Source organism: Sphingobacterium sp. UBA5996, assembly GCF_002429765.1.
In the GTDB taxonomy this organism is placed as follows: domain Bacteria; phylum Bacteroidota; class Bacteroidia; order Sphingobacteriales; family Sphingobacteriaceae; genus Sphingobacterium.
On sequence record NZ_DJAS01000032.1, the window covers coordinates 39,808 to 64,109 of the forward strand.

Consider the following 24,302-nt stretch of genomic DNA (forward strand, 5'->3'; position numbering starts at 1 on the left):
TTATCTTTGTGGCTTTTCCCGATTTATTTCGGTCATGTCGACCTCGTTCATTTTGGAATCGCCCAACAGATACTGGCTAAAGTAATCGCCCATTTTCCAAAAGAAATACTCTGTCATATCACCAAAACCATGTCTTTGTCCCGGTAATAGTAAGAAATCAAATCTTTTGTTGGCTTTAATGAGTGCATCGACCATTCGAATCGAGTTAGCCGGGTGTACATTGTTATCGATATCGCCGGTGGCGATCAATAGTTTACCTTTAAGATTTTTTGCGATCTCTGTATTTTTATTGATCTGGTACGAGAACGTAGTATCTCCTTTAGCGGATACCTTTTCTGTTACACCATGATGGCGCTCGCTCCACCAGCGGTTGTAGATTTGGTTTTCATGATTTCCTGCTCCAGACACGGCAACTTTAAAGAAATCAGGATACACAAGCATCGCTGCTGTAGACATAAATCCTCCCCCGGAGTGGCCAGTTATACCCACACGGTTAATATCAATATATTTATAGCGGTCAGCAAGCTGTTCTGCGGCCACTTTTTTATCTTCCAAACCATAGTCGCGCAGATTTCCGTAACCATAGGTATGGTACCACTGCGAACGTGAAGGATGTCCGCCACGGTTACCGACGGTGATGACGATAAAACCGAACTGTGCTAGCCTGTCGATTCGGTCCATGCTTCTGCCAAATGACTTATTGACCGCTTCGGTCTGAGGCCCAGGGTAGACATATTCGACAATGGGGTACATTCTGGTGCTGTCAAAATCAAATGGTTTATACATCACCCCATAAAGATCCGTGGTACCATCTCCAGCTTTTACTTTAAAGGGTTCCGGAAATTTGTAACCAGCAGCAAAAAGTAACGACAGATCGGCCTTTTCCAATGTCATTACTTTTTGTCCATTGCTATTGTACAAGACAGATTCGGGCGTTGTGTTGACCCTGGAGGAGTTATTAACAAAGTACCTAGAAGATTCACTCATTTCCACCTGGTGATCAAAGTTTCCCGGGTTTAATAATTTAATACCAGAGCCTCCTGTATTTATACTATATTGGTGCAGATAATAAGGGTCTTCGTTTTTCTCACGGCCCGATGCTGTAAAGTATAGTGTTCCTGAAGCAGGGTCTAAACCAGTAATTTCTTCCGAATGAAAGGCACCTTTTGTAATCTGATTAATCAATTTTCCATTTGTGTCGTACAGGTAGTAATGGCCCCATCCGTCTCTTTCTGACCAATGGATCAATTGTTTTTTATATTCAATCAGGAATGGTTTTTGAGCATCCAGATAGACATTGGAGCGTTCTTGGATAATGTTGTTTACTGTGCCATTTACATTGACTTTTAGGAGGTCAATCCGTTTGAGGTCGCGGCTAGAACGTGAAATGTAAAATTCCTCGTTATTGCCTAACCAGTAATTGATAAAGTAATCCTCTTTATACGAATTTTTATCCGGAGTTTTTGTCCAGGTTGAGAGGGTCTGATTTTTAAACGCGGACACATCGATGCGACGTGGAGTTTTTGCTCCTGCATCAAAGATATAAAGTTCAGTTTCCGTCGAATCGACCTCACCTGGCATTTGGTATTTATACGTTTCAAGTGTGGGGCGGGATGAGCCAACATTATTGATTACCCACAAAGGTTTTAATGAACGGTTGTCCTTTCTGCTCAAGGTAAAATAACGCCCATCTGGCGACCAGCTGATCCATACCCGCTTACGTTTAGGTTCATTTTCTTTATCTTTTTCTTTTTCGTCACCAGTAGTTGTACTGTATTCATCGCCGCCCCAAGCATAATATTGCACACCGTCTTTTGTAATTTGGTGTTCTACAATGGTGCTGTCCTTTTCATTTTTTACCGCTTTAAGATAGTTGGACCTGTCCATCCAATACAAATTGTAGTCTTTTGCAAAGTAAACTGTATTGGTATCAGGGGAGAAGCTCGCCCAACCCAAAGGTGGTTTTACTTTTGTCGAGTCACTGATTTCTAAGACAGACTTTGTTGCCAGATCGTATTCCAGATAAAATAGTTTCTTTTTGGTGGTATCGGACTTATTCTTGAGTTTTTGTATTTCATCCTTGGATTTGACGGTATCTTGCGTACTCTGAACCTGAAATCTTAATTTCTTCTCATCTTTAGTAAACCGAAGCCCTTGTAATTCCAGGTGTTGGGCATCTACAGGGTTTTTAACGATTTTAGTAATTTGAGCGGCGATGTCGTCATTATTGAAAAGGAGTTCTTTCTTTTTCAGGGCGGGATTAATAATGTACCAGTTTCTTCCCTGCGGGCTTGCGTAATCATACCAAAAGCGATCAGAAAAATTGATCCAGTTTGGTTTGATACTGGTTGAAAAAATCATTTTCTTTAATTTTTCAGGGGAAAATTTCGCTGCCAACTGATAGTTGGCCTTTATAGGCACCTCTTTCGCCTGTTGTGCGGTACCCATATAGGGTAATAAGCTGACCGCTAAGATAAAGTAGAACTTATGCATTAAATAATAATATAGATAATCGTGCAATAATGGTTTTGGATGTAAAAATATCTATAATGAGGTTCTTTTGCGAATGATTCGTGTAATAATCCTATGATGGATAGAAGTTTTCACTGAAATTAACCAAAAAAAGCTCCTTTGTTGCCCGTGTCACCCCGGTATATAGCCATCTTAAAAATTCAAGATCCAACATGTCATCGTTTAAATAACCCTGGTCTACAAAGACGATTGGCCACTGGCCGCCCTGCGCTTTGTGGCAGGTAATTGCAAATGCAAATTTAATCTGAAGTGCATTATAATAGGGATCTTTTTTGATTGCTTCGAGGCGGTCTTTTTTATCCATAATATCGGCATAATCTAAGGCGATCTCTTCGTAGAGTGCTTTTTGGGTTTCATAGGGCAGGTTGGGACTATCCGTATAGAGGCTGTCTAGGATGACGCGGCAAGTGATAGGTTCTATTTCGTCAATGTCTACAAATTCAAGTGTGACATCTGCAAATCGAAATCCATGCTGGTCATGGATATTGCTCACTTTTCGTACTTTGGCCATATCGCCGTTTGCGATAAATCCATCGCCCAGGTTATTTTCCTGTAGCCAGAAGTAGTTGTTTTTTACAACCATAATATAATCTCCGCCGGTGAGTTCTTCGTCCCGAAATAAGATCCTATTTCTTATGTTTTGATTGTACAAATTTGCGGAGCGGTTTGAACGGCAGATAATCATTGTATTTTCGAGTCCATATTTGTCATAGGCATAGTTTATCCCTTCGATTAATCGTTCACCTGTCATTCTGTAAAGGTCTTTGAATCCTTTAGTTATGAATTTAGGAAAAGGAAAATTATCTTGATCTTCCTCTGCAGAGGTTATCTCTTCGCGTATTTTTGTCGCATTATACAGTATGCCAGAATCTTTGGATTGACGTACCACTGTGGTCAGCTCAAACGGATAAACGCATAGATGAAATTCATTTTCGAGATAATTTGGGTTTAATGCGGGGCTGTCCAGGAGTCCTACAGGTGGTAACTGAGCGGTATCTCCGACAAATAGTAGGGTGCAATTCTTCCCGGATTGCACATAGCGGATCAGGTCATCCAAAAGACTTCCCGAAAAGGCATTTACAGGAGCATTGGAGATCATTGAAGCTTCATCGATAATAAATAGGGTATCTTCATGAAGATTCTCCGCTAAAGTGAAATCCAGCTGAAATGAAACAGCAGATTTTTTTCGATAGATTTTCTTGTGGATTGTCAGTGCTTTGCGACCCGAATAATAGGTAATCACTTTTGCAGCCCTGCCCGTTGGAGCCAGCAAAACAGCTTTTTTGCGTAATGCTGGCAGTACTTTGACCAGCGCCGAAATTAACGTTGTCTTTCCCGTACCGGCGTATCCTCGAAGTACAAAGCAGGATTGCTTGTCAAAAGCGAGTAGAAATTCTTCCAGTAATTCGAAGGCCTCCAACTGCTGACCGGTGGCCTGCCATGGAAATTGCTGTATTAACAGATTTTTGATGAACACCTTCAAAGTTATTTAAAAGGTTTGTCTTATCCTCTAGAAAAAGCTATTTTTGCTTTAAGAAATTTTAATTTTTACAATTCAGCGAATGAATTATATTTCAAAGCAATTCAATATTCATTATTTACCAGAGTACAATCTTTTGGTCAAGGCTGGCTTTCAGAAAGATGTCTTGGCAGTGGTTGATAAAAAGTCGGTTGCGCCGATTTTGATCGAGTATCCTTCAGAGGAGCCGATTTTAGATGCCACGCGAATTATGAGTCTTCCGTTTCGATTTGTCCGTGTGGTGATACCACATCAAACTTTTACATTTATTCCGAAAGAGTTTTTTCTGAGTGAAAAGATGGGCGATTACCTGAAGTTTTTAGGCACATCTGATCTTGAAAATACCTTTAGCTATTCTTTAGATAACCTTAATTTAATTGCTGTATATCAGTTTGATGGATTGTTATTAAATAGATGGAGGAGGTTGTTTCCTGATGCTGTGATACTTCCCGAGTTCGCTGTTGTGCTTGACCGCGCACAGGAGCGCGTTTCGATTCGAGGTAGTGTCTTAGGGCTTCATTTTGTAGCTGAAAATACGGTTGATTTTTACCTGTTTAAAAACGGTGTTTTCCAGCTCTATAATAGTTTTGAAATTCATACGCTGGATGATATTAGCTATTATGTGCTTAATATTTTAACCCAATTCAACCTTGGCGACTCCATTAACAAAGTGCTTCTTTCAGGAGAAATCCCAAATGAATCTTATTATAAGCGTATCTCGACTTATACTGCTGATATTGAAATATTGGATTTAAAAACAAAAGTTGTATTGGCAGATAGGGAAGTCGACTCAAATTTGGCGCCATATAATGTATTATTTGATTCTATACTATGCGAATAATCGGAGGTCGTTTAGGTGGCTTAAGGCTCAATCCACCAAATAATTTACCTGTGCGACCAACCACGGATATCGCCAAAGAAGCGCTGTTTAATATTTTACAGAACAAGCTGGATTTTGATGGTTTAGCATGTCTGGATCTTTTTGCAGGAACAGGGAATATTAGTTTTGAGCTCGCATCGAGGGATGTGGAGCATGTAGATGCGATAGACCTTCATTTCAAATGTGTGCAATACATCAATGATGCAGCGGATAAGATGAAATTGGAGCAGATTAAAGCAAGAAAAGCCGATGTGTTCAAATTCATTGCTAGCTGTAGGGATACTTATGATTTTATTTTTGCTGATCCACCTTATGATATTCCTAAATTACCACAATTACCAAAACTAATTTTTGACCAACAATTACTGCGTAATGGTGGGCTCCTCGTTGTTGAGCATCCGTCAACAAGGCAGATGGAAGATCATCCAAATTTTATAGAAACTAGGAAATACGGGTATTCATCATTTTCTTTTTACACTAATACGATCTAATATGAAAATTGCTGTTTTTCCGGGATCATTTGACCCTTTTACTTTAGCGCATCAAGACCTTGTCGAAAGAGCAATGCCGCTATTTGATAAAATCATTATTGCGGTAGGATATAACGCCAATAAAAAGGGTATGTTAGATCACGACGAACGGGTAGATTCAATTAGCCGTGTTTTTAGCGACGTAAGCGGGGTTGAGGTGCATAAATATAAGGGCTTAACCGTGGAGTTCTGCAGGCAGGTTAAAGCGCGTTTTATATTACGTGGGCTCCGGAATACCAATGATTTCGAATTTGAAAACGCCATTGCTCAAAATAATCTGCTGCTCAATAACGAGGTGGAAAGTTATTTCTTGATGAGTAGATCTGGGACTGCCCATATTTCTTCGTCCATTGTTAGAGATGTCTGGTTTAATGGGGGGGATATCAGTGCGATGGTGCCCCTTGCCATTCTGTCGCTATTGAATGAAAAAGATAGATAAGCAAGATCAATAAAGCCCGATTTAATAAAAAAGTGCAGCAAAATAATATTTTGTTGCACTTTTTTTATTGTTGGTAGACAGGGTTTTATGTGTTTTATGTAAATAATGTGTTTTCAGTATTGAAGGCTGTCTGATTCCTCTCTATGCTTTAAGGCCAAATATTATTTGGTTACACCATTATTTTAGGCTTAATATGTTTGTTTTCAAATCATTAAATTAATTTATCCGTATTTTAGCTTACTATGAGCTTGCTTTGTCCAATAGGTAACACTCTTCAGGTGTTAGTTTGATTTCGACAGCTTTGCTGAGTTCTTCGAGCTGCTGGATACTGGTTGCACTTACAATAGGCGCTGTAACCGAAGGTCTATGTAAAATCCAGGCTAGGGCAATGGCTGACATGCTTGCTTGTTGGCTATGGGCTATCTCAGCTAATACATCTAAAATACGGAGACCACGCGCATTAAACCTGTCTTTTAATGCATCGTAGCGCTTTACCTCTTTTATATCATCCAAAGAGCGGTATTTACCCGATAGGAAGCCACTGGCGAGTGAATAGTAGCTGATTACACCCAGGTGATTGTTAAGGGCCAATTGTTCATACTGTTCTTCATATTTCACTCGGTCGTAAAGGTTGTATTCCGGCTGGATAGCAATATAAGCGGGCAGATTGTGCTCCTCAGCAATCTGGAGGGATTCCGCAATCCGTTCCGGACTGAGATTTGATGCACCGATCCATTTTATTTTTCCAGTCTGGATCAGGTGATGGTAAGCCTCCAGTGTTTCATCGATTCCGATTGTCAGATCATCGTGATGAGATTGATAAAGATCAATTGTATCTACCTTCAGGCGCAAGAGCGAATCTTCCACAGCTTTAATAATATACTCTTTTTTCAGATTAGGTTTACTATTATCCATTCGGCGTCCACCGACTTTTGTGGCAATCTGAATTTTATCACGCGTATCTCGTTTGTTGATCCATTTGCCAATGATTGTTTCTGATTCAGATCCGCTGTGCCCCGGTACCCAATGCGAATAGTTGTTAGATGTATCAATCAGGCTGAATCCCATATCGACAAAAGAATCTAACAGCGCGAAGGATTGCTTCTCATCTACGGTCCAACCAAATACATTTCCACCAAAGACAAGCGGTTTGAATTCAATTTCACTATTTCCGAGTTTTACTTTTTCCATGATCATTTGATTGTTTCCTAATTAAAATTAGGTAAAAAAGCCCATTTTCAATCTATCTATAGCGGAGTTAAAAGTTTTTTTTAAATTTTCTTATTCATTCTCAGTGGGTTTTAAAAATGATCAGTAAGGTAATTTGGAATAATAAAAACTTTGCTTACTTTTGCATCATCCCAAACGGATATGCCCGGATGGCGGAATTGGTAGACGCGCTGGTCTCAAACACCAGTGGGAAACCGTGCCGGTTCGACTCCGGCTCCGGGTACAAAAATCCTCTTTACTGAATATAAAGAGGATTTTTTGTTTTATAGGCCTTTTTCAATGAATCATGGATCAAGCAGAATTTGGAAAAGCTGGAGATCTTTCTTGATGCCTATTTTAAAGGAAGGGACATCATGCAAAGTGGATTACCAACTGTACAGCTGCTGTCCGAGCAACTCAATATGTCGTCACAGTATATGCGGAGCCTGCTCAAATCCCTGACAGTGCAGACGCCCCAGCAGATCATTCATGAGAAAGTGATTGAAAAGACCAAAGAAAAGCTTTCCACAACTGAACTAACCATCAGTAAGATCGGCTATAAACTGGGCTTTGAACATTCACAATCATTTAATAAACTATTTAAGGCCAAGACCAACATGACTTCGTTGGCGTTCAGAAAGTCATTCAAAAGGATTAATTCTATTTAATTTGATCTGATTTTTTCCAGAAAACAAAATTGGAGTAAAGCGTAGTGGCTACTAAAATAAATAGTGCGATGACATAAATGGTTTTAGATATCATATCGTTTTTCGAACCAACAAAGCAAAGGGTGAGCAGGGTGCTTATATAAATTATACCCGCATTAACCCAAATTCTTGAGACCTTTGGAGGATACATTTTTTTGGGTGAATCATATTCCGAATTCAATTCGGAGATTCTATTTTTATCCCAATAAAGTAGAATTAAACCCGCAAACATCATCAAACTAGTGATTATCCAAGTACCCTTAAAGTGCATTGAAATTGTAATCATCCAGATATTGGCTGTTATGGCCAAAAAGAGAAATGTTCCAATTAATGCAAATCGCTGCGTCATCAGAAGGATTGCAGTAATTATCTGCATAACACCTAGAAAGTTATAATAGATACCGGAAAGATAAAGTACTTCAAAAAACTGCCCTATGGCACTTGTTGTAGGTAATTGAGTAAATCTTTCGCCAACCATTTTTGTAAACCCGGAAGGGACGAATGCCAATGCAACAAGGTATCTGATATGAATAATCGTCCATTGGATAAATTTATTTTGTTGTAATTTATAAAACATATTATTTAAAAGGTGTTAGGTTAGACCAATTAATTTGTCCTTTCCTTGTAATTACGCCTAAATTGATGATTTGCAATGTGACTTTTATTTAGAGCAAATTTATCCTAATTCAGCAAATATTGCCAATGGTTATAATTAACCAAAAAATATCCCACTATTAAATAATTCTTATTGTCGAAAAATATAGTAAGCTTATAAAAAGGCACTTTCTATCTGTAGTGGTTATTAAAGAATGTCTCGGAGCAACAACCGTACTAATGCTAAGCCTAAATTTAACTCTAATCGTTTCGTGTCTCATGGTGGCATTACTATCATTAGGATTTGATTTATCCTATCCATAATTTGCTGCGATTGTTACCACATTCAATTCAAAAAAGGACGTGGCTGCAGGGCTTTTCGGATTTTTTCTCTTTCCTGGCTATCGCTTATTTATACCAGTTGAAAATCAGGGATATTGTTAAACAAAGTACGCTTTTAAGGTAAGTCAGTTCTAGGAGAAAAATACGCTTACAAATTTGCTGTATACCGTCATTAATCGCAAATATGCAAAGCGGGCGTCTATTATCGATAGCATCTTCAAGTGTAAATAGACCAAGATCCATTGTATTTGTGCGATATGGATCCTTTTACCCAAATATTAAAGGGGGATATTATTCCCCCTTTAATCTATATTCCAGTAAATTTAACAAAGACTACAGCGCGCGTTTTAGCGATTAAGTAGAAATAACAAGTTTCCAGCTTTAATAATTAGGCGTAGCTGTTAAGAAGAAATGTTACTGCGTTAAAGAAAACTGCTGTAGAGTGTCATATTTAACGTTTTACCCTTAGCTACCTGGTAAGAGCCAAACCCCCAGCCATAGTTACCATATATCTTGTGGTGAACAATAAAATCAAAAATTTGGTTAGCTGGTACTTTTAGTCTTACGTATCCATTTTTATCCGTCAGCCTTTTCAGCGTCGAACTTTTACTACATCCGCGATATTATCAGAGGTGACATGGATCTTATTGACAGGAAATGCGACGACTCCCTGATCTTGAATAGGGGTGCGGGTTTCGTACGATAGTAACCGAATTATCAGGGTGCCCGAGAAATCAGTTACCTTTGTTGTTTTTTTACGTTCTATACCCGCTGTAATCTGTACATATTCATCGACGCTGTAATCGTTGTAATTTAATTTTATAGAATCTGTCCTTAGTTGATAATTATTAGGTAACAAATCAATAAAATTGACTTCGCCAACACTGCTCGTAATAGCTGAATCTATCGGTGAATCTATCGGTGAATTAGGATCTTGATTGCTCCCACGGTTATAAATGTAAACTTTGAGACCAGACAATCCCTTACCAGTATCGTCTGTCAATTTGTAGTTTAATTTTCCTGTAATTTCCCCTTCTGCCAGTTTGACAACGACCTCCTTCTCACAGGAAACTGTTGCAATCAACAGTGTGAGCACAATAAAAAAATAGCCTTTCATATCATTAAAGTTTTTTATCAGCTAATTATTGATTAAAAACCTGCAAAATAGTTCATCGTCATACCTTTTTGAATCGATGTTGTGCCCCAGTTAAGATTTGACAAGGTTGTTGTATTATAGAGTAAGACGACATAATCTTTGCCAGATGCGATCTCTAAAGTAGCAATTCCATTTTCGCCAAGTCACACCTTTAAATTCTGCGTTAGCTAAGTTTTTTGAAATATATTGCTCATATTCGTAGTTATTAAAAGGAATGATGACAACACCTATATTTTTTGCAGGTTGATTCGTGTTATAAGAAGTTACTTTAACGACTAATGTTCCTGAAAAGTCTGTCACTTTGGTTTCTTTATTCTTTGTCATCCCAGTAGTGACCTGAACATATTCTTTAACAGTATAATGTTGTGATTTTCAAACGAAATAGTGTGAAGTAGTTTTGCCGACAATAGTCGGTAAATTAATTTCCCTACGCAGAGCGTGCGAGATATCTCTGCTGAGCACCTCAGTTTGGTATTATAAACTCCATAGACCAGATGACAGTCCATTACGCCTTCGCATAAAAAGCATTGCTGAAACACGTGTCCGTTACGGAATAGAGCGGATCGTCGTTCTATTGAAACGTGAAGGCTGGCGGGATAATCAAAAACGGATTTATAGAATTTATAAGGAAGAAGGCTTAAATCTACGGGTGAAAAGGCCCAGACGCTGCCGCGCCGCTGCTCATCGATCCGAGAGACCGATTTTTTCCAATTTACATGACTGCTGGAGTATGGACTTTATCGCTGATGCGGTGTTCGATGGCAGGAAAATCCGCTGCTTAACTATAGTGGATAACTATAGCCGTAAATGCATGGCTATTGAGGTTGGACAGGGGCTTAAAGGAAGTGACGTTGTTTCTGTTTTGGAAGATGCGAAGGAAAAAATTGAAATCTGGAGGGAAGAGTACAACACCTTCAGACCCCACAGCTGTTTAGGGGATATGACGCCCGAAATGTTTATCGAAAAACATGTTAAAACAGCGGAATTTTCTACTTTAGAACACTCCTAAATTGGGGAGAGGTCAGCCTATTATGAATTCTTAAATTAGTCGTATTGATCACCATATAAGCCGAGCTGTGAAGTGAAGATCTATCTGTTCTTAAAGACTTTATTCATTATGGAACTATATATAGTTTACTCTTAGTTTTATACTGAAAGTAATCACAATAAACAAGCTTTTTCGAATTGATCCTGTTTCAATTATGTCATAACATAAATATTGCCGTTAATAAATTTGCTTAATTCTAGGTCTTTTAGTATTTTAAGGAATACTATTTAAAAATAAAATCGCATTAAAAAATTTATAAAGTTATGATTAGGTATATATCGGTAATAGCTGTTCTATTTTTATGTTTTAATTCCCTACAGGGACAAAATCAATCTGTTCTTGATCAGTCAAGTTCAGTAAAAAGTCAGGTGTTGAAGAATGAGGTAAAGTATTCCATCTATCTTCCCGCCGGTTATGCATCCGCTAGTCAGAACTATCCCGTTGTTTACCTTCTTCATCCTGCCGGTCCTGCTAATACCGTTCCCAATAATGAGTCTTGGTATGGTTATGGTCAGCTGAAAAGCTATTTGGATGATGTAATTTCGAAAGGCGATATACAACCAATGGTCGTGGTAACTCCTGATGCGAATTATGGCACCAAAAGAATAAGTTACTTTAATGATCCCGCAGGTGATTTCAATTATGAGGATTTCTTTTTTCGGGAGTTTGTTCCATTTATTGAAAAGAACTACAGAGTTAGTAAAGACAAGATGGGCAAGGCTATAGCTGGTGCTTCCCTGGGAGGAGCGGCGGCATTACAATATGCGATCCATGAACCGGATGCTTTTGGAACCGTTGTATCGCTTAGTGGCGCAGTAAGGGGATACGTTCCTGGATATTTAAAAAACAGATATCCGGATATTAATGAAGAGATATTGAAGAAATGGTATCAAAAGTATGATGTTCTCAGTTATTTTGACCAAACGCAAAAAGAAACAAAAATAGATCAGGCGTGGCTTGTTACGTGTGGGGATGATGATGCCTTATCCGTAAATAACGCCAAGTTACATATCTCAATGGCGGATAAAAAAATAAAGCATGAATTTAGAATTCACGATGGTGCTCATGATTGGGATTATTGGAAAAAAATCACACCCGAACTTTTTGCTTTTTTATCAAACCATATGAAAGAGAAATAATATAGCGAAAGAACAGTAGAATTCTTTAGACATTCGAAATGCCTTCAACTAGATAATCTCTATTTTCACTAATTTAAAGTCATGGAGTTAAACAAATCAGGCAAAGGAAAAAAATACGGCTATTGACCGTATTCTATATTCCTTCGTGCAGCAGATCGATAATGAATTACTGATCTGGAAATTTCTTATTTTTTGCTTTCTAAAAATTGGCGAGCATTGTCATTTTTTGGATTAAGTTCAAGGGATCTGCTGTAATTTTTGATGGCTTCTTTGCGATTTCCTAACAGCTCTAACGTCTCAGCATAACTATCATAAACATTTGCACTTTTGGGAAACAGCAAAGTGTTTAATTGCAAAATCTGTAATGCTTCCTTGTTCATATTTTGTTCAATAAGCTGGTATCCCCACGAATTGACCTCGTCTTCTGACAGATCAAATGCTTTATTGCTACGTTTAATATTGGAATAGATTTTAAAACTGTTCTGAAAATTATTCTTCAAAAGTTCCTGCCGTAACAGTTTAAGATTTTTACTCAATCCAAAACCGTTTGCTATTTTCATATCTGGAAAATAATATCCTGCTATCTCATCAATGAACCATTCGGGGTTAGAACCCTGAAGATTAGTCAGAACGATTATCGACAGATCATCTTTAGGATAGACAAATAATGCAGAGCGCATTCCACCTACAGGAGCAGCTGCGGGATGTTCATCTCTGACTACGGTAGGCCAGCCCAAAGCATAGCCGTTAGTGAGTTTGTTAAAACCATCAATATGACCGTCGTTCAATTTTACGGAAGTAAACAATTGCTGCACGCTATTCTTATTTTTCAACAGCTTTCCACTTTGTAATGCAATCAGCCATTTGGCCAAGTCCTCGCATGTTGAGATTATACCTGTTGCAGTTCTGAAGAAGAGTGGGAAAGTGGCAAAGGCATTATGCAGCTTGCCGTCATTGATCCATTTACCGTCCACATTGACAATTGTAGAATATGCCCCTGCACTATTGGGTATGATGTCATTGGAGTCGCCGAACTGCGTTGCGCTCATCGTTGCCACCCTAAATTGATTATCGTCAATAAATTTAGTGAAATGCTGACCACTTAATATAGTGATTATTCTTCCCAGGATATAATATCCGGTCTGATTATAGCTGAACCTTTCTCCCGGTTTGAATTGCATCGGTAATTTCTTTACCATCTCCCAGTTTTTCCCTTCTGTGCCATCACCAAGAACCTGCTCTTTATAGTCTATGTTGTTCGGAAGTCCGGAAGTATTGCTTAATAATTGCCTAATGGTAATCGATTTCCAATCATCAGGAATATCTAAAATATATTTGGAGATGTGGTCTTCTACCTTTAATTTGCCCCGCTCCTGTAATTGCATGATAGCTACACCCACGAAGGCCTTTGTCATGGAATTGATTGAAAATGAACTTTTTGAATAAACGGCAACCTGATGTTCAATGTTGGCAAGACCATACGCGGACAGCTTCTCTAACCTGTTGTTCTTAACGATGGCAAGTTGAAGTCCAGGAATTTTTAACTTGAACATTTTCTCTTTTATGAAGAGATCAATGCTGTCCGAAGTACTTTGCGCAAAAACCTGCTGAGACAATGTGCTTGCAAATAGCAGTAAAATGATCTTGAAAGAACTTTTCATATGATATTTTAAAAGGTGAACCTAAGGTAATGACAACTGGTAGCGTTAATTTGTTACATTGCAGTTTTTCAATGAGAAAGCATTGCCTTTCAATATACATATATAGTTGCTAATGGAGAGAACAAATTTTAAAAAACCTTTCACCCGAAGAATTTGCCCTCCTTGCGCGGGCCAAAACAAAACAAAACATTTTGCAGACAAAGGAGTTAAATTACACCTCGCAGATTTTTATGATGAAGAATCTTTAGGCCATGCGTTAATAGGCATCAGTAACATATTACAGATGCTAGCGGACACTAAATCATGACTTTTAATTTTATGTGCATCTAGTTGTCTTATATATTATTTCCTAAAAGCATCTCCTTTATTGAATCAAGTTTTTTCATTATATAATAGACACTCCATTTTTAAGGGGCACAGTACTCCCAAATGTCCGCCTTGCTTTATGTGTATTAAGCTCGCCGGCTGCCTTAACCACGCTTTCTTCAAATCTAATAAACATATTATGAGATTAAATCAAACATAAGACGAGACAAAGTCCAGTGTACCCAGACGCGCAAACATATTTTTGTCCAGATTTCTTTCGCTGGCGTAGTTTATATCACCTAGACTGGCATTATGCCTAAAGTTTGCCTGCTTGAGCAAACGCTCTATCTTTTTATTTTCCCGGTCTTCCCACTGATGATCAGTAAGTAATGCAAGGTATTCGTCGCAGGTTATCCCTTCGAACCTATTTTCTTTAACGTACTGCTGGTGTAACTGGGCCATAGCTCCCAGACGCATGTCGCGTAGTTCTTCAACTGTCTGATTATTCATTTTCTTGATTTTTGTTTATTATTCATATGCGGAAGCACCGCGTATATTGCTGTGAAAAGGTATATGTGGTTTTTGGGCCTCAAGTTCACCTACAGATAAAAGCAGCCTATCCATATTGTTTTTCAGGATATTCTTTATCCGCAGATAGGAGCAGCTATCTGTATCCAATGCTCTTTTACACGCATTGTTCAGACGCCCGGATCCATAAGCCCGGTGCAGGTGGATAATTCCAAGAGAGCGTTTGTAGTTTATTTCGGGATAATCATGGGAAGCAAGTATCTTATCGATGCATGCCAGGACATATTCCCCATGTGGCAGCGCTTTTTTTCTAAAGAACTCTGGGCTCCATTCCGAATAGAACTTATGTGTGCTGCTCAGGTGATCTGCGTTAGTGATATAACTGCCTTTGGTCAGATTGCGCTGGTGAAGCGCAATTCTTTCATGATTATAAAAGATCTCTACGCGGCTCCCGGTGTAATGGATCATTGTTTCCTTTCCGATATACCGGTATGGAACACTATAATAACACTTCTCGGGAGTAAAGTATACGTAACCCATTTTCTGTACTTTGGCCCTTTTGTAATCTTTCAGTTCATATGGATCAGCGGGAAGGGCTTTGAGATATTCTCGTTCAATACTCTGGAAGAGCTCGATACGGCTCGATTCTTTTCGTTTGAACAATAGATTGTTATAACGCTCCAGTAGTACTGCAATTTCTCTATTGAGATCTTCCAGCGAGAAGAAAGTCATTTCACGTAATGGGTAATAGATACGCTGATAGGCCAGATGCACCGCATTCTCAACCAACGCTTTGTCTTGTGGAGCGTAACTACGTGTCGGGTTGATGACACAGTTATAATGGCGGGCAAAGTCCTTGAAGCTACGGTTGATGTCCGCTTCGTATCTGCTCGATCTATTGACGGCGGACTTTAGATTGTCGGACACTATCGCTTTGGGTGATCCACCATAAAAACGAAGTGCCGCTGTGCATTTGCTATCTGTAAAGCAGAATCGATGTACATTGATGGATATATCTCGAAACAAAGAACTTGAAATTTTTCTGCATTTGAACATAGTTCGTGATTCAATAAGATTATTTATATTCAATTATTCAAACGACACGTTCATGAAAGGAAAAGACGCATTCGACTTTGAACACTTCGGGCTGGAGGCCCTACTAGGTCTTTACGAAGGTATAAATGTAGCGCCGTTGATGATGCATTCATTGGAATCAATGATTGATCGTGATCTAGTCCAATTTTACCAAAATAGGTTTCAAATCCTCTTGTGGGATATCTGGAGACCAGATTCATTAATCTTGAAATAACTATTTAATCGTCCTTTTTGTGGTCATAGTAATATTTGATAGGACTCATACAGACAATCTTGCATGCTCTATAAATACTGATTCCTTGCTTATCTATAATTTCGTTCATCAGCGCTTTACATTCACAAAGCTTTAGAGTATTTTTTCAATTGTATCTTTTAAGATTCGGTGATAAAGACTTAATTCTGTATCACTTCGCATTAGACAGGCATTTTCTTCTTGAAGAGCCTTCAGTTCTTTAAGATGCTAAGCATCCATACTCCGTGCTTTTGCCTCCATTCATAGCAGGTAGCTGCTTAGATCCCGCGCTCTCTGCAGATATCCTTTGTGTCCTTTCTTCCTCATATCCCTTGAGAATATTGACGATCAGATGTTCTGAAAACTTGCTCTTTTTCATAATAAATGAAACTAATTTAAGATTTTTAATTTGTCTGAGAAACAGGTGAGTCTACATGATCATTAGATTTAATTGGTCGAATGCATCTGAATTAGGGTTATTGGGACGGCATGCTTCCATGTTCATTTCCGTGTAAAATGTATATCGCTTTGAAAAGCTATCCTGTTGCGAAATTGACTACACTGAATATCCTACTAGAAATCATCAATTGTTCTACTTCACTTTCCAGAATGTATTATTGGATGTTATTTTTTTGTAGGGTTAATACTACATCTTGTGTTTTATAAGGCAACATTAGCTATTTTAAGTCGTTAAAATGTTTTAATTAGTTAATATTTGCGTGAAAATCTATATTAGAGCTAATTTTTGCATCGAATTACAAAGTAAATGAATTTTAAGAATTTTTGGGATATCATTTCAAATAGACACCTTTCGAATGATATGAATAAACGAGATTTAATAAATTTGAGGAGGTTAAATCAATATGCTTTTTTGATCTCAATTTTATTCTTTTTTAATGCTATTAGAGATCTGTTTTATGGCTTGTGGAATAATTTTTATATATTTTCCTTAACAGGAATTATTCTTTTCGTGCTATTCTTTTATACAACGGCCAGATTTAAAGATTATATTGTTTTTCTAACATTATTAATTTTTTGTGGAACTGTGTTTTTATTTTCTTCCTCACAGGGATTTGATAATGGGCTTTCACTTTATTATTTGGGTATTTTGCTAGCTGCAATATTTATCTTTAACGAATCAAAAAACCGAATATTTGGCATTATCATATATATATTGATAATTAGTTTGTTCTATATTTCAAATGCTAATGATTTTCGGGTTTTAAGCTTTCTTCATGAAGCAAAGTTAATCGCTTCTTCAAAGGATGTTAGGATACATACGTTTTTTCAAATTTCATTTTTTATAGTATTAAATGGATATTTTGTATTTATTGCCAATAATTCTATAATAGAATTAAATGAATATAAGATTTCGGCGAATAACATTATAGCAAAGTTGTCAAGAAAAATGAATGGTTTGGATCAAGATTCAATTCTACAAAATATTTCTAAGCTTGCGATGGCAGATGATATTGCCTTCCTACCCAAATTTAAACAAGTCTTTCCTTCATTTCATGATAATTTAATGAGTTTAAATCCAAATATGACGGTTGATGAATTTAAATTTTGTGCATTGTTGAAGCTTGGTTTTACGACTAAGGATATTGCTATTTGTAATAATCTTGCAGTAAGAAGTGTACAGACAAGAAAAGGTCGTTTACGTAAATCTTTTTTATTATCTCCCCAAGAGGATCTCTATAATTGGATAAATAAAATTTAATAATCCTTTCTTTTAATTCCAAACTTATTACATACTAATTGTGCTATTGCCGAAGTATTTATTCTCAAAGTTTCGAGCTCATCTATTTTGTTTGACTACTATTATTGTAATTAATTGGTCATGTCGCGTCGAAAGGGTAGGGACTAATCTTTGGATAGGGTGTTTGTAGTGGGTTTATAAATGCTATAGTATCAATGATGTATATCGTGATAGTAGATTTGTAGTAGATTACTGTAATTGCTGACTAAAGTTTTATTGCGTTTTTTGCAAAGAAGTGATTTTTAAAATATGATTATTTTTTCAAATCATTTCGAGATAGAAAATTGAAATAGAACTATTTATTCAAATATTTTGTAACCTATATTTCTACTAATAATGAGCATTAAACAATTTTGGAATTATATTTCCAATAAGCATCTAGTAGGTGATATGGAAATGTCCGATCTTTTGAGGGCAAAGAAATTGAACCAGTATGCCTTCTTGACTCCCATTTTATTTTTTTTCAATGGCATCAGAGATCTATTTTATGGGATTTTGACTAATTTTTATGTTTTTACAATTTCTGGTACAATTCTCTTGATGTTATTCTTTTTTACAAGATTAAGATTTAAAGATTATTTTTTGTTTGCCATATTAATTATATTTTGTGGCATTATATTTTTGTTATCTTCGTCCTTGGGTTTTGATAATGGTATATCTTTATATTATTTAAGTATATTATTGGCTGCAACATTCTTGTTTAATAATCGTAAGAATCATAAATACAGTATCTTTATTTATATATTGGTTTTGATACTGTTTTATATCGAAAATGTTAACGATTTTCAAATTTTTAATTTTCTTCAACAAGACACATTAGTCACATCATCGAAGGAATTGCGAATACACACATTTATTCAAGTATCACTTTTCATCGTTTTTAATGGTTATTTTATTTCGATTGAAAATAATACTATCGCCGAATTATGTGAGCAAAAGCTCTGGTCTGATAAAATCATTGCTAATTTGAATGAATTAGTAAACGAATCAGATCAAGGTGCTGTTATAGAGGATGTTGTTCGGCTTGCTGTTTCGAATGATATTGCTTTTTTGCCACATTTCAAGCAGGTATTCCCTTCATTTTATGACAATCTAATTAGCGTAAATCCTGATTTGACAGTGGACGAATTTAAGTTTTGTGCATTTTTGAAACTTGGATTTACAACAAAGGATATTGCAAATTGTAATAATCTTGCAGTAAGAAGTGTTCAGACTAGAAAAAATCGATTGAGGAAATCTTTTAATTTGTCGTCTCAGGAAGATCTATATAACTGGATCGATAAGTTTTAGCCTTTGTTATTATTTTTTATCATATACATTTCCGACTTAATTTTACTGAAGATTCTTGGTAACTCACTGTCTCGTCCCGATAAAACTTTACAGATGGTCTAATTCGGCTCTTACTTTACAATTTTTGTGGGTGAATTTATATAATGGATTTAATTGTTTTTTTGTAAACTTTTGCATTTTTTTCTACAGTTTGTCCAATACTTGATTACTGGTAGATCTCTGATATGTGTTACCGCGGGTGTTAGAAATTCACAACTCATATGCGGACGGAAAAGATTGTATGAATGACTGTATACTTTTAGTAACCTCCAATAAAGTTTCACTCCATTAAGAAAATACTCTTTTGAGTTTAAATTCTGTTTTTAATATACCATTAATTCGCTCTGGAATAGGATTCTCATAAGCCAGGCCATTCTCGGTCATACTAATCTTTACAACCGCTTTTTCAATCTTAGTCTATAGACGAAGTAACAGTACTGTACTTCCTAATCCGAATGATGGATCAGAGTATTGGGGGCCCGTTTTTCCTTAAGTGTCATTTGCAGAGCTTTAACTGCCCCCTTAACCAGTCAGCTGGGGATGAAGGCAATAGCCCATAATTTTTCTAGAGTAAGCATCACTGATTTGACTTTTCTTTGATCAGAATAAACACAGTAATAGTACTAAGGTATATGTGTAGTTGTTTAGCGACACTTTTTTTTAAGAAAAAAAGTGTCGCTTTATTTTATTTGATCTAGCGCCAAACTAACATCTATTTATTTGCCTTAAACTATTGATAAATAGCGGTTTAATTTTGAGGTATCTATGTTGTATGTTTTAATGGTAGCCTTGTAGTAGATGAATCTTTCTTTCTAATGAGTTTTATTCTGTCTTTTGTCTCAGCAAAATTATTTTTTGATTAATTAGTGTTTTGTTTAGGACGAATAATTTACACGATTGAAAATTTAAAAATTGAAAAGAATGAATGAATTAAAAATTACAAGAGAAAAGTATGAACCGCCCCGTGTCACAAGTATGGCACTTGAAATGGAGTATAGTATCGCTTCTGCGTCTGTTACAGTAACACCAGGAAGTGGATCTAACTCAAATCCATTAATTACGGAAGAAGTGACGGAAACGAATCATCAAGATTGGAACTTTTTAGATTAGAAGATGAAACACGCATATTTAAATATGAAGATAAGGGCATCGAGGATGTTTCAAATTTGTTTAATTATTGGTATCGGAATAATGACTTTCACCTCCTGTTCAAAGGATCAAACTGCTAATGGAGAGGCAATTGGGCCAAGTAAGGTCGTGATTACAATCGGTGGCGTAAGTGATGCGGATGTTATTGCAAATAAAGCAAAAGCATCATTTGCTAGTTTCGGGGGGACAAAAATTAGAAATACTGGTGAAGCTGTTGTAAGTAACAAAAGGCTAAAAATTGGTGAATTTGACATTGAAGTTGTTTCATCAGAGGGCTCTGATATTTCTTTTGGCACAGGGCAACCATCGAATACCGTGCTTTCCAAAAGTTCCACTTATGCTTCAATCAATAAAAAAGCTGCGGATACTCCAATGAATAACGGGATTAAATATTGGTTGATCATGTATAATAGGGAAGCAAAGAAATATGAGTATTCTCTTCAAGGAGTGGCAGGCACGGTTATGACGTTAGATGTGATCAAAAATCAGGATTATGATTGGTGGGCATATTCTTATGACAGTGAGGATAATATTCCAGCATTTAGTACAAGTAATCCAAAAATACCAACAAAATCGAATAGGCCTTTACTGTATGCGAAAGGTACGTTTAAAGCAACATCAGCGGGTAACAACCAGCTGCCTATTATTTTTAAACATCAACTGCAGCAGATCAAAACCGAGGTTAGCACCCGTGGTTTGTTTGGTGATATTACAGTAATGACAGCAAGTTTTGCACAAAATGACTATATCAAAACCGGAATGTTTGATGTTTTTGGTGGCGCCTTGACTGGAAGTTTAACTACTGTTCCAGTTACCACTTTAGATTTTACAAATGTAGATCCTGGTTCAACTCGTTTTAAAAGTGCCCGTTATTATACGGCTGATCTATCGCTGTCAAGTTATAAGATTGACTTTACAGAGCTGCAGATTAAATTAATCAATGGCCAAAGCATCAACTTGACATCTACGATGCCAAACGGAGGGAAAATTCAGTTTGATTTTAATTCCCCAGCTGCAGGAAAAATATTATTGGGAAGTTTGGATATGTGGAAGGTATTTCCAAAGAAGACGATATTGCACGCTGGAGGAAGTTTAGCCTATGGTTATGCCGCTGATGCAAAAGCGTCCTTTAACTTTCTAAATAACCCCGGGAATTTTGGATTAAGCAGTAACTATTTCCGTATTGACGGTTTCGCACACAAATACATCAGCGTCAGTCCAAACTTACTTAGAAATGCTTTGTCTGATCCGGCACAGTATCCTGATGTGGTAATTTGTGCAATGTTTAGTGGATATAACACTGCGGATTATGATGCATTATTGAAATATATAAATAGAGGTGGTGTAGTGTTCTTTATGACTGAAACGTCCACCCCTTATGTTACTGATTTTATGAAAAAATTGTTAGACCCAAATAATGCTGCTTCTGCAATCTCAATTGCTGGATATGATAGTGGGGGCGCGATTTATCCAATTATTAATGCAACGGATGTCGATGTATTAACATGGCCGTTTGGTGATATAAGAAATAAGAATTGGGGACAAGATGCTTCTCAAACTCTTTATATTAAAAATATTCCTAATGGTGTAGTTGAGACATATTCGTCTAATACGAGTAATTATGCAGTTCAGACCGGAACATCCATGTTTCGTCATAAAACTCGAAATGTGTTTTATGTTGGTGATACAGGTTTTTTAGCTAATGAGTTACAGAGGGGAATCTATAATAGTTTCACAATTGAACCATTCGCGACAAATAACAATGACTTTCCAATATTAAAGCCAATATATGGTAGCGCTGCCGCATATAATTCGCCGGCATACCCCAAGACATATGGTAGTTGGGCTGTAGCAAATTCTATTTTATTTGGAAACGCATTTGCTGTTCTCCTAGCCCAATCTCATTATATGGGGGTTGATCGAACTCCTTAAAATCTAAAATAGCAGCTTTATGGGAATCAATTTCTAGTTTTTTGATTCCCATAAAAATTGTTCCCTAATTTTTATGGGAATTGACGTTTAATTTATAAAAAAATGAACAATCTTAATATCAGAAGAGTAACAATACTTTCTCTTTGCCTTCTTGGAAGTTTTAACGCTATCCAGGCTCAGTCGTTGGCTACAAAGCAAGACACTTCAATTACTTTAGATACAGATAAGTACAGAGTTGGTACAAATCGTTTCGGTGATAATTTCTTTATCAATGTAGGAGCGGGAGCTCAAATTTATTTAGGTGACCATGATAAACAAATGAAATTTACGGAGCGTTTGACCCCATTTTATTCATTTAATTTAGGTAAATGGTTTAGTCCTGGTATTGGGGCTCGCGTTGGCGTAAGTGGTTTTAAAGTGAAAGGATTAACCCAATATTTTGAACCATCTCACTCAACAGGTGTGCGTTATGATGGAAAACCTTGGGATGGTATTGGCTTGAATATCAAGAATTTAAATACTATCATGTCTATTGGGACGTACTTTTTAACTTATCAAATCTATTCTGTGGGTACAAGGAGGATCGATTTTATACGATCAGCCCTTATATAGGGATTGGATGGATGACTGGTAGCAATCAACCGAAACAAAGAGAAGTTTTCAGAAGTAAAGACTTTATTTTCAAGCCTGCGAAGTTCATCGCTGCTTAAATATCATCCCGATTATATTTCAACTTTATAAATTTCGTTACATGTCTTTTAGCAATCTGGAACGATCATACGTACCAATAGCATACTCTCCGGTATCTACCAAAGCGAGTATTTCAGCATTATGTGCAGTAAACTCCTCAAGCACTTTTACTCGTGAGACGTTTTTCCCCGTACAAAATCAATGAGCTTCTGAGCAGTAATGGTCTGGTCATTATTGATGAGTTCTGTGCGATAGTTAGAAATACGATTGGATAAAGAATCCAAAAAGTAATTCAGTGATTTTGCATCTTCCTTACTTCCAGAAGCCCGTTCTGATTTTTGATTCCAACGGGCAACATCCCATTTTCGTCTTGTCGAAATCTCTTTTGGAATACCATCAACGGTAATTCTCAAATACACTACTCTAATACTTTCTTTTTTCTCAGGTGTTTTCAAAAAGAACATTTCACCAAAACTGTTTTCAAGCATAATCCAAATTTTATTAAGTTAAAGTTCGAAATATGTTGCTCTTCGGTCAAGTCGTTAAAGAGGTTTACATGTTGATATACAGTATTTTAAACTGCATTTTGTGGCAGTTTTTTTTGACTTGTGAAACTGCCACAAATCTGCCACAAAAATTAGGAGTGTTTTTAAAAATTTTGCGATTTCCAGCTGAAAAAAAAAGCCTGCAATTTTTAAAAATTACAGGCTTTAAAGCTTTTTAGACCATTTGAAAGGTATAATCTTTCAAATCTTGCGGAGAGTGAGGGACTTATTTTCCATGCCTCAAACTGCGTTTTTACGTCTCAGCGGAAAGGGAGGGATTCGAACCCTCGATACAGTCATCCCGTATACAGTCTTTCCAGGACTGCTCATTCGACCACTCTGACACCTTTCCGTGTTTCAGTGCACAAATGTAGCAATTTTTTAAGTTATTGCAACTTTATTTGTACTATTTACCGTTCACTTTATTATATGCTATTGACAGTAAGCGTATTGTTTTTATTTTTTTTGGAATAAAACTTATTGCTTAATTTTCGGGATGACAAATAATTATTTCGACACCAAACACGAGCTCCTCGAAATAGCGCTAAAACGTACTAACGATCGGATTTCAATGATAGCATCTGCTTTGGAAACAGCAAGAGACTCGAGCACCGATGACACTAAAAGTAGCGCTGGTGACAAATATGAAACTTCACGCGAAATGATTCAGCAGGATATCAATCGTTACCAAAAGCAACTTCTGGAAGCTAATAAAGACTTACAACAACTACTCAACATACAACCTGTAATCCGTAATGAAACACCCATTGCTCGAGCAGGATCGCTCGTTCAAACTGATGTAGGCTTTTACTTTATTGCAACAAGTATTGGAGCGGTGAAAGTAGGGGATAGTACGATCTTCATCATCTCGCCGTTATCGCCCATCGGACAGCTACTTATCGGAAAGAAAATAGGAGATAGTTTTGTATTTAACGCTGTCAACCAAAAAGTGAATGCAATTTATTAGGTAGTTAAAAGCTT

At 36.9% G+C, this 24,302-nt stretch carries 24 protein-coding genes and 2 tRNA genes; 14 read left to right on the forward strand and 12 right to left on the reverse strand.

Going from position 1 to position 24,302, the window contains the following annotated elements; genetic code table 11:
• Nucleotides 1–2,493, reverse strand: a complete 2,493-nt coding sequence (locus tag B3E00_RS21385) for a S9 family peptidase (protein WP_293939983.1) — start codon at nt 2,491–2,493, stop codon at nt 1–3.
• Between the two features lie 91 nt (nt 2,494–2,584).
• A complete protein-coding gene (locus B3E00_RS21390; RefSeq protein ID WP_209580250.1) occupies nt 2,585–4,009 on the reverse strand; it encodes an ATP-dependent DNA helicase in 1,425 nt (474 codons plus the stop codon).
• 85 nt (nt 4,010–4,094) lie between these two features.
• On the opposite strand from B3E00_RS21390, the gene B3E00_RS21395 reads away from it, so the two are divergent.
• Genes B3E00_RS21395 through coaD form a run of 3 tightly spaced genes read left to right on the forward strand, consistent with a single transcriptional unit; the run spans nt 4,095 to nt 5,900 of the window.
• Nucleotides 4,095–4,892, forward strand: coding sequence for a DUF3822 family protein (locus B3E00_RS21395; protein ID WP_293939984.1), 798 nt, complete (start codon nt 4,095–4,097; stop codon nt 4,890–4,892).
• The gene (gene rsmD, locus B3E00_RS21400; protein ID WP_293940005.1) at nt 4,883–5,422 is read left to right on the forward strand and encodes a 16S rRNA (guanine(966)-N(2))-methyltransferase RsmD; all 540 of its coding nucleotides are present in this window, start codon (nt 4,883–4,885) and stop codon (nt 5,420–5,422) included. Before B3E00_RS21395 ends, rsmD begins: the two co-directional genes overlap by 10 nt.
• A 1-nt stretch (nt 5,423) precedes the next feature.
• Nucleotides 5,424–5,900 (forward strand): pantetheine-phosphate adenylyltransferase, encoded by a 477-nt coding sequence (coaD, locus tag B3E00_RS21405; RefSeq protein ID WP_293940007.1) that lies wholly within the window; start codon nt 5,424–5,426, stop codon nt 5,898–5,900.
• A 240-nt stretch (nt 5,901–6,140) separates the two neighbouring features.
• Here coaD and B3E00_RS21410 read toward each other — a convergent pair whose 3' ends face one another.
• Nucleotides 6,141–7,091, reverse strand: a complete 951-nt coding sequence (locus tag B3E00_RS21410) for an aldo/keto reductase (RefSeq protein WP_293940009.1) — start codon at nt 7,089–7,091, stop codon at nt 6,141–6,143.
• Between the two features lie 182 nt (nt 7,092–7,273).
• Between B3E00_RS21410 and B3E00_RS21415 the strand changes: the two genes are divergently transcribed.
• Together B3E00_RS21415 and B3E00_RS21420 are read left to right on the forward strand one after the other, a co-directional pair.
• Nucleotides 7,274–7,353: transfer RNA gene (locus B3E00_RS21415), tRNA-Leu, on the forward strand.
• Nucleotides 7,354–7,483: 130 nt separating this feature from the next.
• Nucleotides 7,484–7,777: a helix-turn-helix domain-containing protein gene (locus B3E00_RS21420; RefSeq protein ID WP_293940011.1), complete on the forward strand. Its 294-nt coding sequence runs from the start codon at nt 7,484–7,486 to the stop codon at nt 7,775–7,777.
• Here B3E00_RS21420 and B3E00_RS21425 read toward each other — a convergent pair.
• The 3 genes from B3E00_RS21425 to B3E00_RS21435 all read right to left on the reverse strand — a co-directional run bounded on the left by B3E00_RS21425 (nt 7,770) and on the right by B3E00_RS21435 (nt 10,232).
• On the reverse strand, nt 7,770–8,393 hold the full coding sequence (locus B3E00_RS21425; RefSeq protein WP_293940013.1) for a hypothetical protein: 624 nt from the start codon (nt 8,391–8,393) through the stop codon (nt 7,770–7,772). The two genes, B3E00_RS21420 and B3E00_RS21425, sit on opposite strands and share 8 nt — an antisense overlap.
• A 951-nt stretch (nt 8,394–9,344) precedes the next feature.
• The gene (locus B3E00_RS21430; RefSeq protein WP_293940015.1) at nt 9,345–9,869 is read right to left on the reverse strand and encodes a hypothetical protein; all 525 of its coding nucleotides are present in this window, start codon (nt 9,867–9,869) and stop codon (nt 9,345–9,347) included.
• Nucleotides 9,870–9,983: 114 nt separating this feature from the next.
• Entirely contained in the window at nt 9,984–10,232 is a 249-nt protein-coding gene (locus B3E00_RS21435) for a hypothetical protein (protein ID WP_293940017.1), read from the reverse strand.
• Between the two features lie 73 nt (nt 10,233–10,305).
• On the opposite strand from B3E00_RS21435, the gene B3E00_RS21440 reads away from it, so the two are divergent.
• Both B3E00_RS21440 and B3E00_RS21445 read left to right on the forward strand, forming a co-directional pair.
• Nucleotides 10,306–10,917, forward strand: a complete 612-nt coding sequence (locus B3E00_RS21440; RefSeq protein WP_293940018.1) for an integrase core domain-containing protein — start codon at nt 10,306–10,308, stop codon at nt 10,915–10,917.
• 302 nt (nt 10,918–11,219) lie between these two features.
• Nucleotides 11,220–12,095: an alpha/beta hydrolase gene (locus tag B3E00_RS21445; protein WP_293940020.1), complete on the forward strand. Its 876-nt coding sequence runs from the start codon at nt 11,220–11,222 to the stop codon at nt 12,093–12,095.
• 185 nt (nt 12,096–12,280) lie between these two features.
• Here the strand turns inward: B3E00_RS21445 and B3E00_RS21450 are convergent, their stop codons facing one another.
• The 3 genes from B3E00_RS21450 to B3E00_RS21460 form a co-directional block, all read right to left on the reverse strand.
• Nucleotides 12,281–13,756, reverse strand: a complete 1,476-nt coding sequence (locus B3E00_RS21450) for a beta-lactamase family protein (RefSeq protein WP_293940022.1) — start codon at nt 13,754–13,756, stop codon at nt 12,281–12,283.
• A gap of 516 nt (nt 13,757–14,272) precedes the next feature.
• Nucleotides 14,273–14,572 (reverse strand): ATP-binding protein, encoded by a 300-nt coding sequence (locus tag B3E00_RS21455; protein ID WP_293940023.1) that lies wholly within the window; start codon nt 14,570–14,572, stop codon nt 14,273–14,275.
• Nucleotides 14,573–14,590: 18 nt separating this feature from the next.
• Nucleotides 14,591–15,646: a Mu transposase domain-containing protein gene (locus tag B3E00_RS21460; protein WP_293940025.1), complete on the reverse strand. Its 1,056-nt coding sequence runs from the start codon at nt 15,644–15,646 to the stop codon at nt 14,591–14,593.
• 52 nt (nt 15,647–15,698) lie between these two features.
• On the opposite strand from B3E00_RS21460, the gene B3E00_RS21465 reads away from it, so the two are divergent.
• Nucleotides 15,699–15,899 (forward strand): hypothetical protein, encoded by a 201-nt coding sequence (locus B3E00_RS21465; protein ID WP_293940027.1) that lies wholly within the window; start codon nt 15,699–15,701, stop codon nt 15,897–15,899.
• Between the two features lie 238 nt (nt 15,900–16,137).
• On the opposite strand, the gene B3E00_RS21470 is transcribed toward B3E00_RS21465, so the two are convergent.
• Nucleotides 16,138–16,296, reverse strand: a complete 159-nt coding sequence (locus B3E00_RS21470) for a hypothetical protein (RefSeq protein WP_293940029.1) — start codon at nt 16,294–16,296, stop codon at nt 16,138–16,140.
• 387 nt (nt 16,297–16,683) lie between these two features.
• On the opposite strand from B3E00_RS21470, the gene B3E00_RS21475 reads away from it, so the two are divergent.
• From B3E00_RS21475 to B3E00_RS21495, 5 genes are all read left to right on the forward strand, one after another.
• On the forward strand, nt 16,684–17,637 hold the full coding sequence (locus tag B3E00_RS21475; protein ID WP_293940031.1) for a helix-turn-helix transcriptional regulator: 954 nt from the start codon (nt 16,684–16,686) through the stop codon (nt 17,635–17,637).
• Between the two features lie 375 nt (nt 17,638–18,012).
• Nucleotides 18,013–18,966 (forward strand): helix-turn-helix transcriptional regulator, encoded by a 954-nt coding sequence (locus B3E00_RS21480; protein ID WP_293940033.1) that lies wholly within the window; start codon nt 18,013–18,015, stop codon nt 18,964–18,966.
• 960 nt (nt 18,967–19,926) lie between these two features.
• Nucleotides 19,927–20,115, forward strand: coding sequence for a hypothetical protein (locus B3E00_RS21485; RefSeq protein ID WP_293940035.1), 189 nt, complete (start codon nt 19,927–19,929; stop codon nt 20,113–20,115).
• 45 nt (nt 20,116–20,160) lie between these two features.
• Nucleotides 20,161–22,086 carry a hypothetical protein gene (locus B3E00_RS21490; protein WP_293940037.1) on the forward strand — a complete coding sequence of 642 codons (1,926 nt, stop codon included), beginning with the start codon at nt 20,161–20,163 and terminating at the stop codon, nt 22,084–22,086.
• A 102-nt stretch (nt 22,087–22,188) separates the two neighbouring features.
• The gene (locus B3E00_RS21495; RefSeq protein WP_293940039.1) at nt 22,189–22,698 is read left to right on the forward strand and encodes a hypothetical protein; all 510 of its coding nucleotides are present in this window, start codon (nt 22,189–22,191) and stop codon (nt 22,696–22,698) included.
• Nucleotides 22,699–22,943: 245 nt separating this feature from the next.
• Here the strand turns inward: B3E00_RS21495 and B3E00_RS21500 are convergent, their stop codons facing one another.
• Nucleotides 22,944–23,264 (reverse strand): Arm DNA-binding domain-containing protein, encoded by a 321-nt coding sequence (locus B3E00_RS21500; RefSeq protein ID WP_293940041.1) that lies wholly within the window; start codon nt 23,262–23,264, stop codon nt 22,944–22,946.
• Nucleotides 23,265–23,585: 321 nt separating this feature from the next.
• A tRNA-Ser gene (locus B3E00_RS21505) sits at nt 23,586–23,673 on the reverse strand.
• Nucleotides 23,674–23,817: 144 nt separating this feature from the next.
• Between B3E00_RS21505 and B3E00_RS21510 the strand changes: the two genes are divergently transcribed.
• Nucleotides 23,818–24,288 carry a GreA/GreB family elongation factor gene (locus B3E00_RS21510; RefSeq protein WP_293940043.1) on the forward strand — a complete coding sequence of 157 codons (471 nt, stop codon included), beginning with the start codon at nt 23,818–23,820 and terminating at the stop codon, nt 24,286–24,288.
• Nucleotides 24,289–24,302 lie beyond the last annotated feature (14 nt).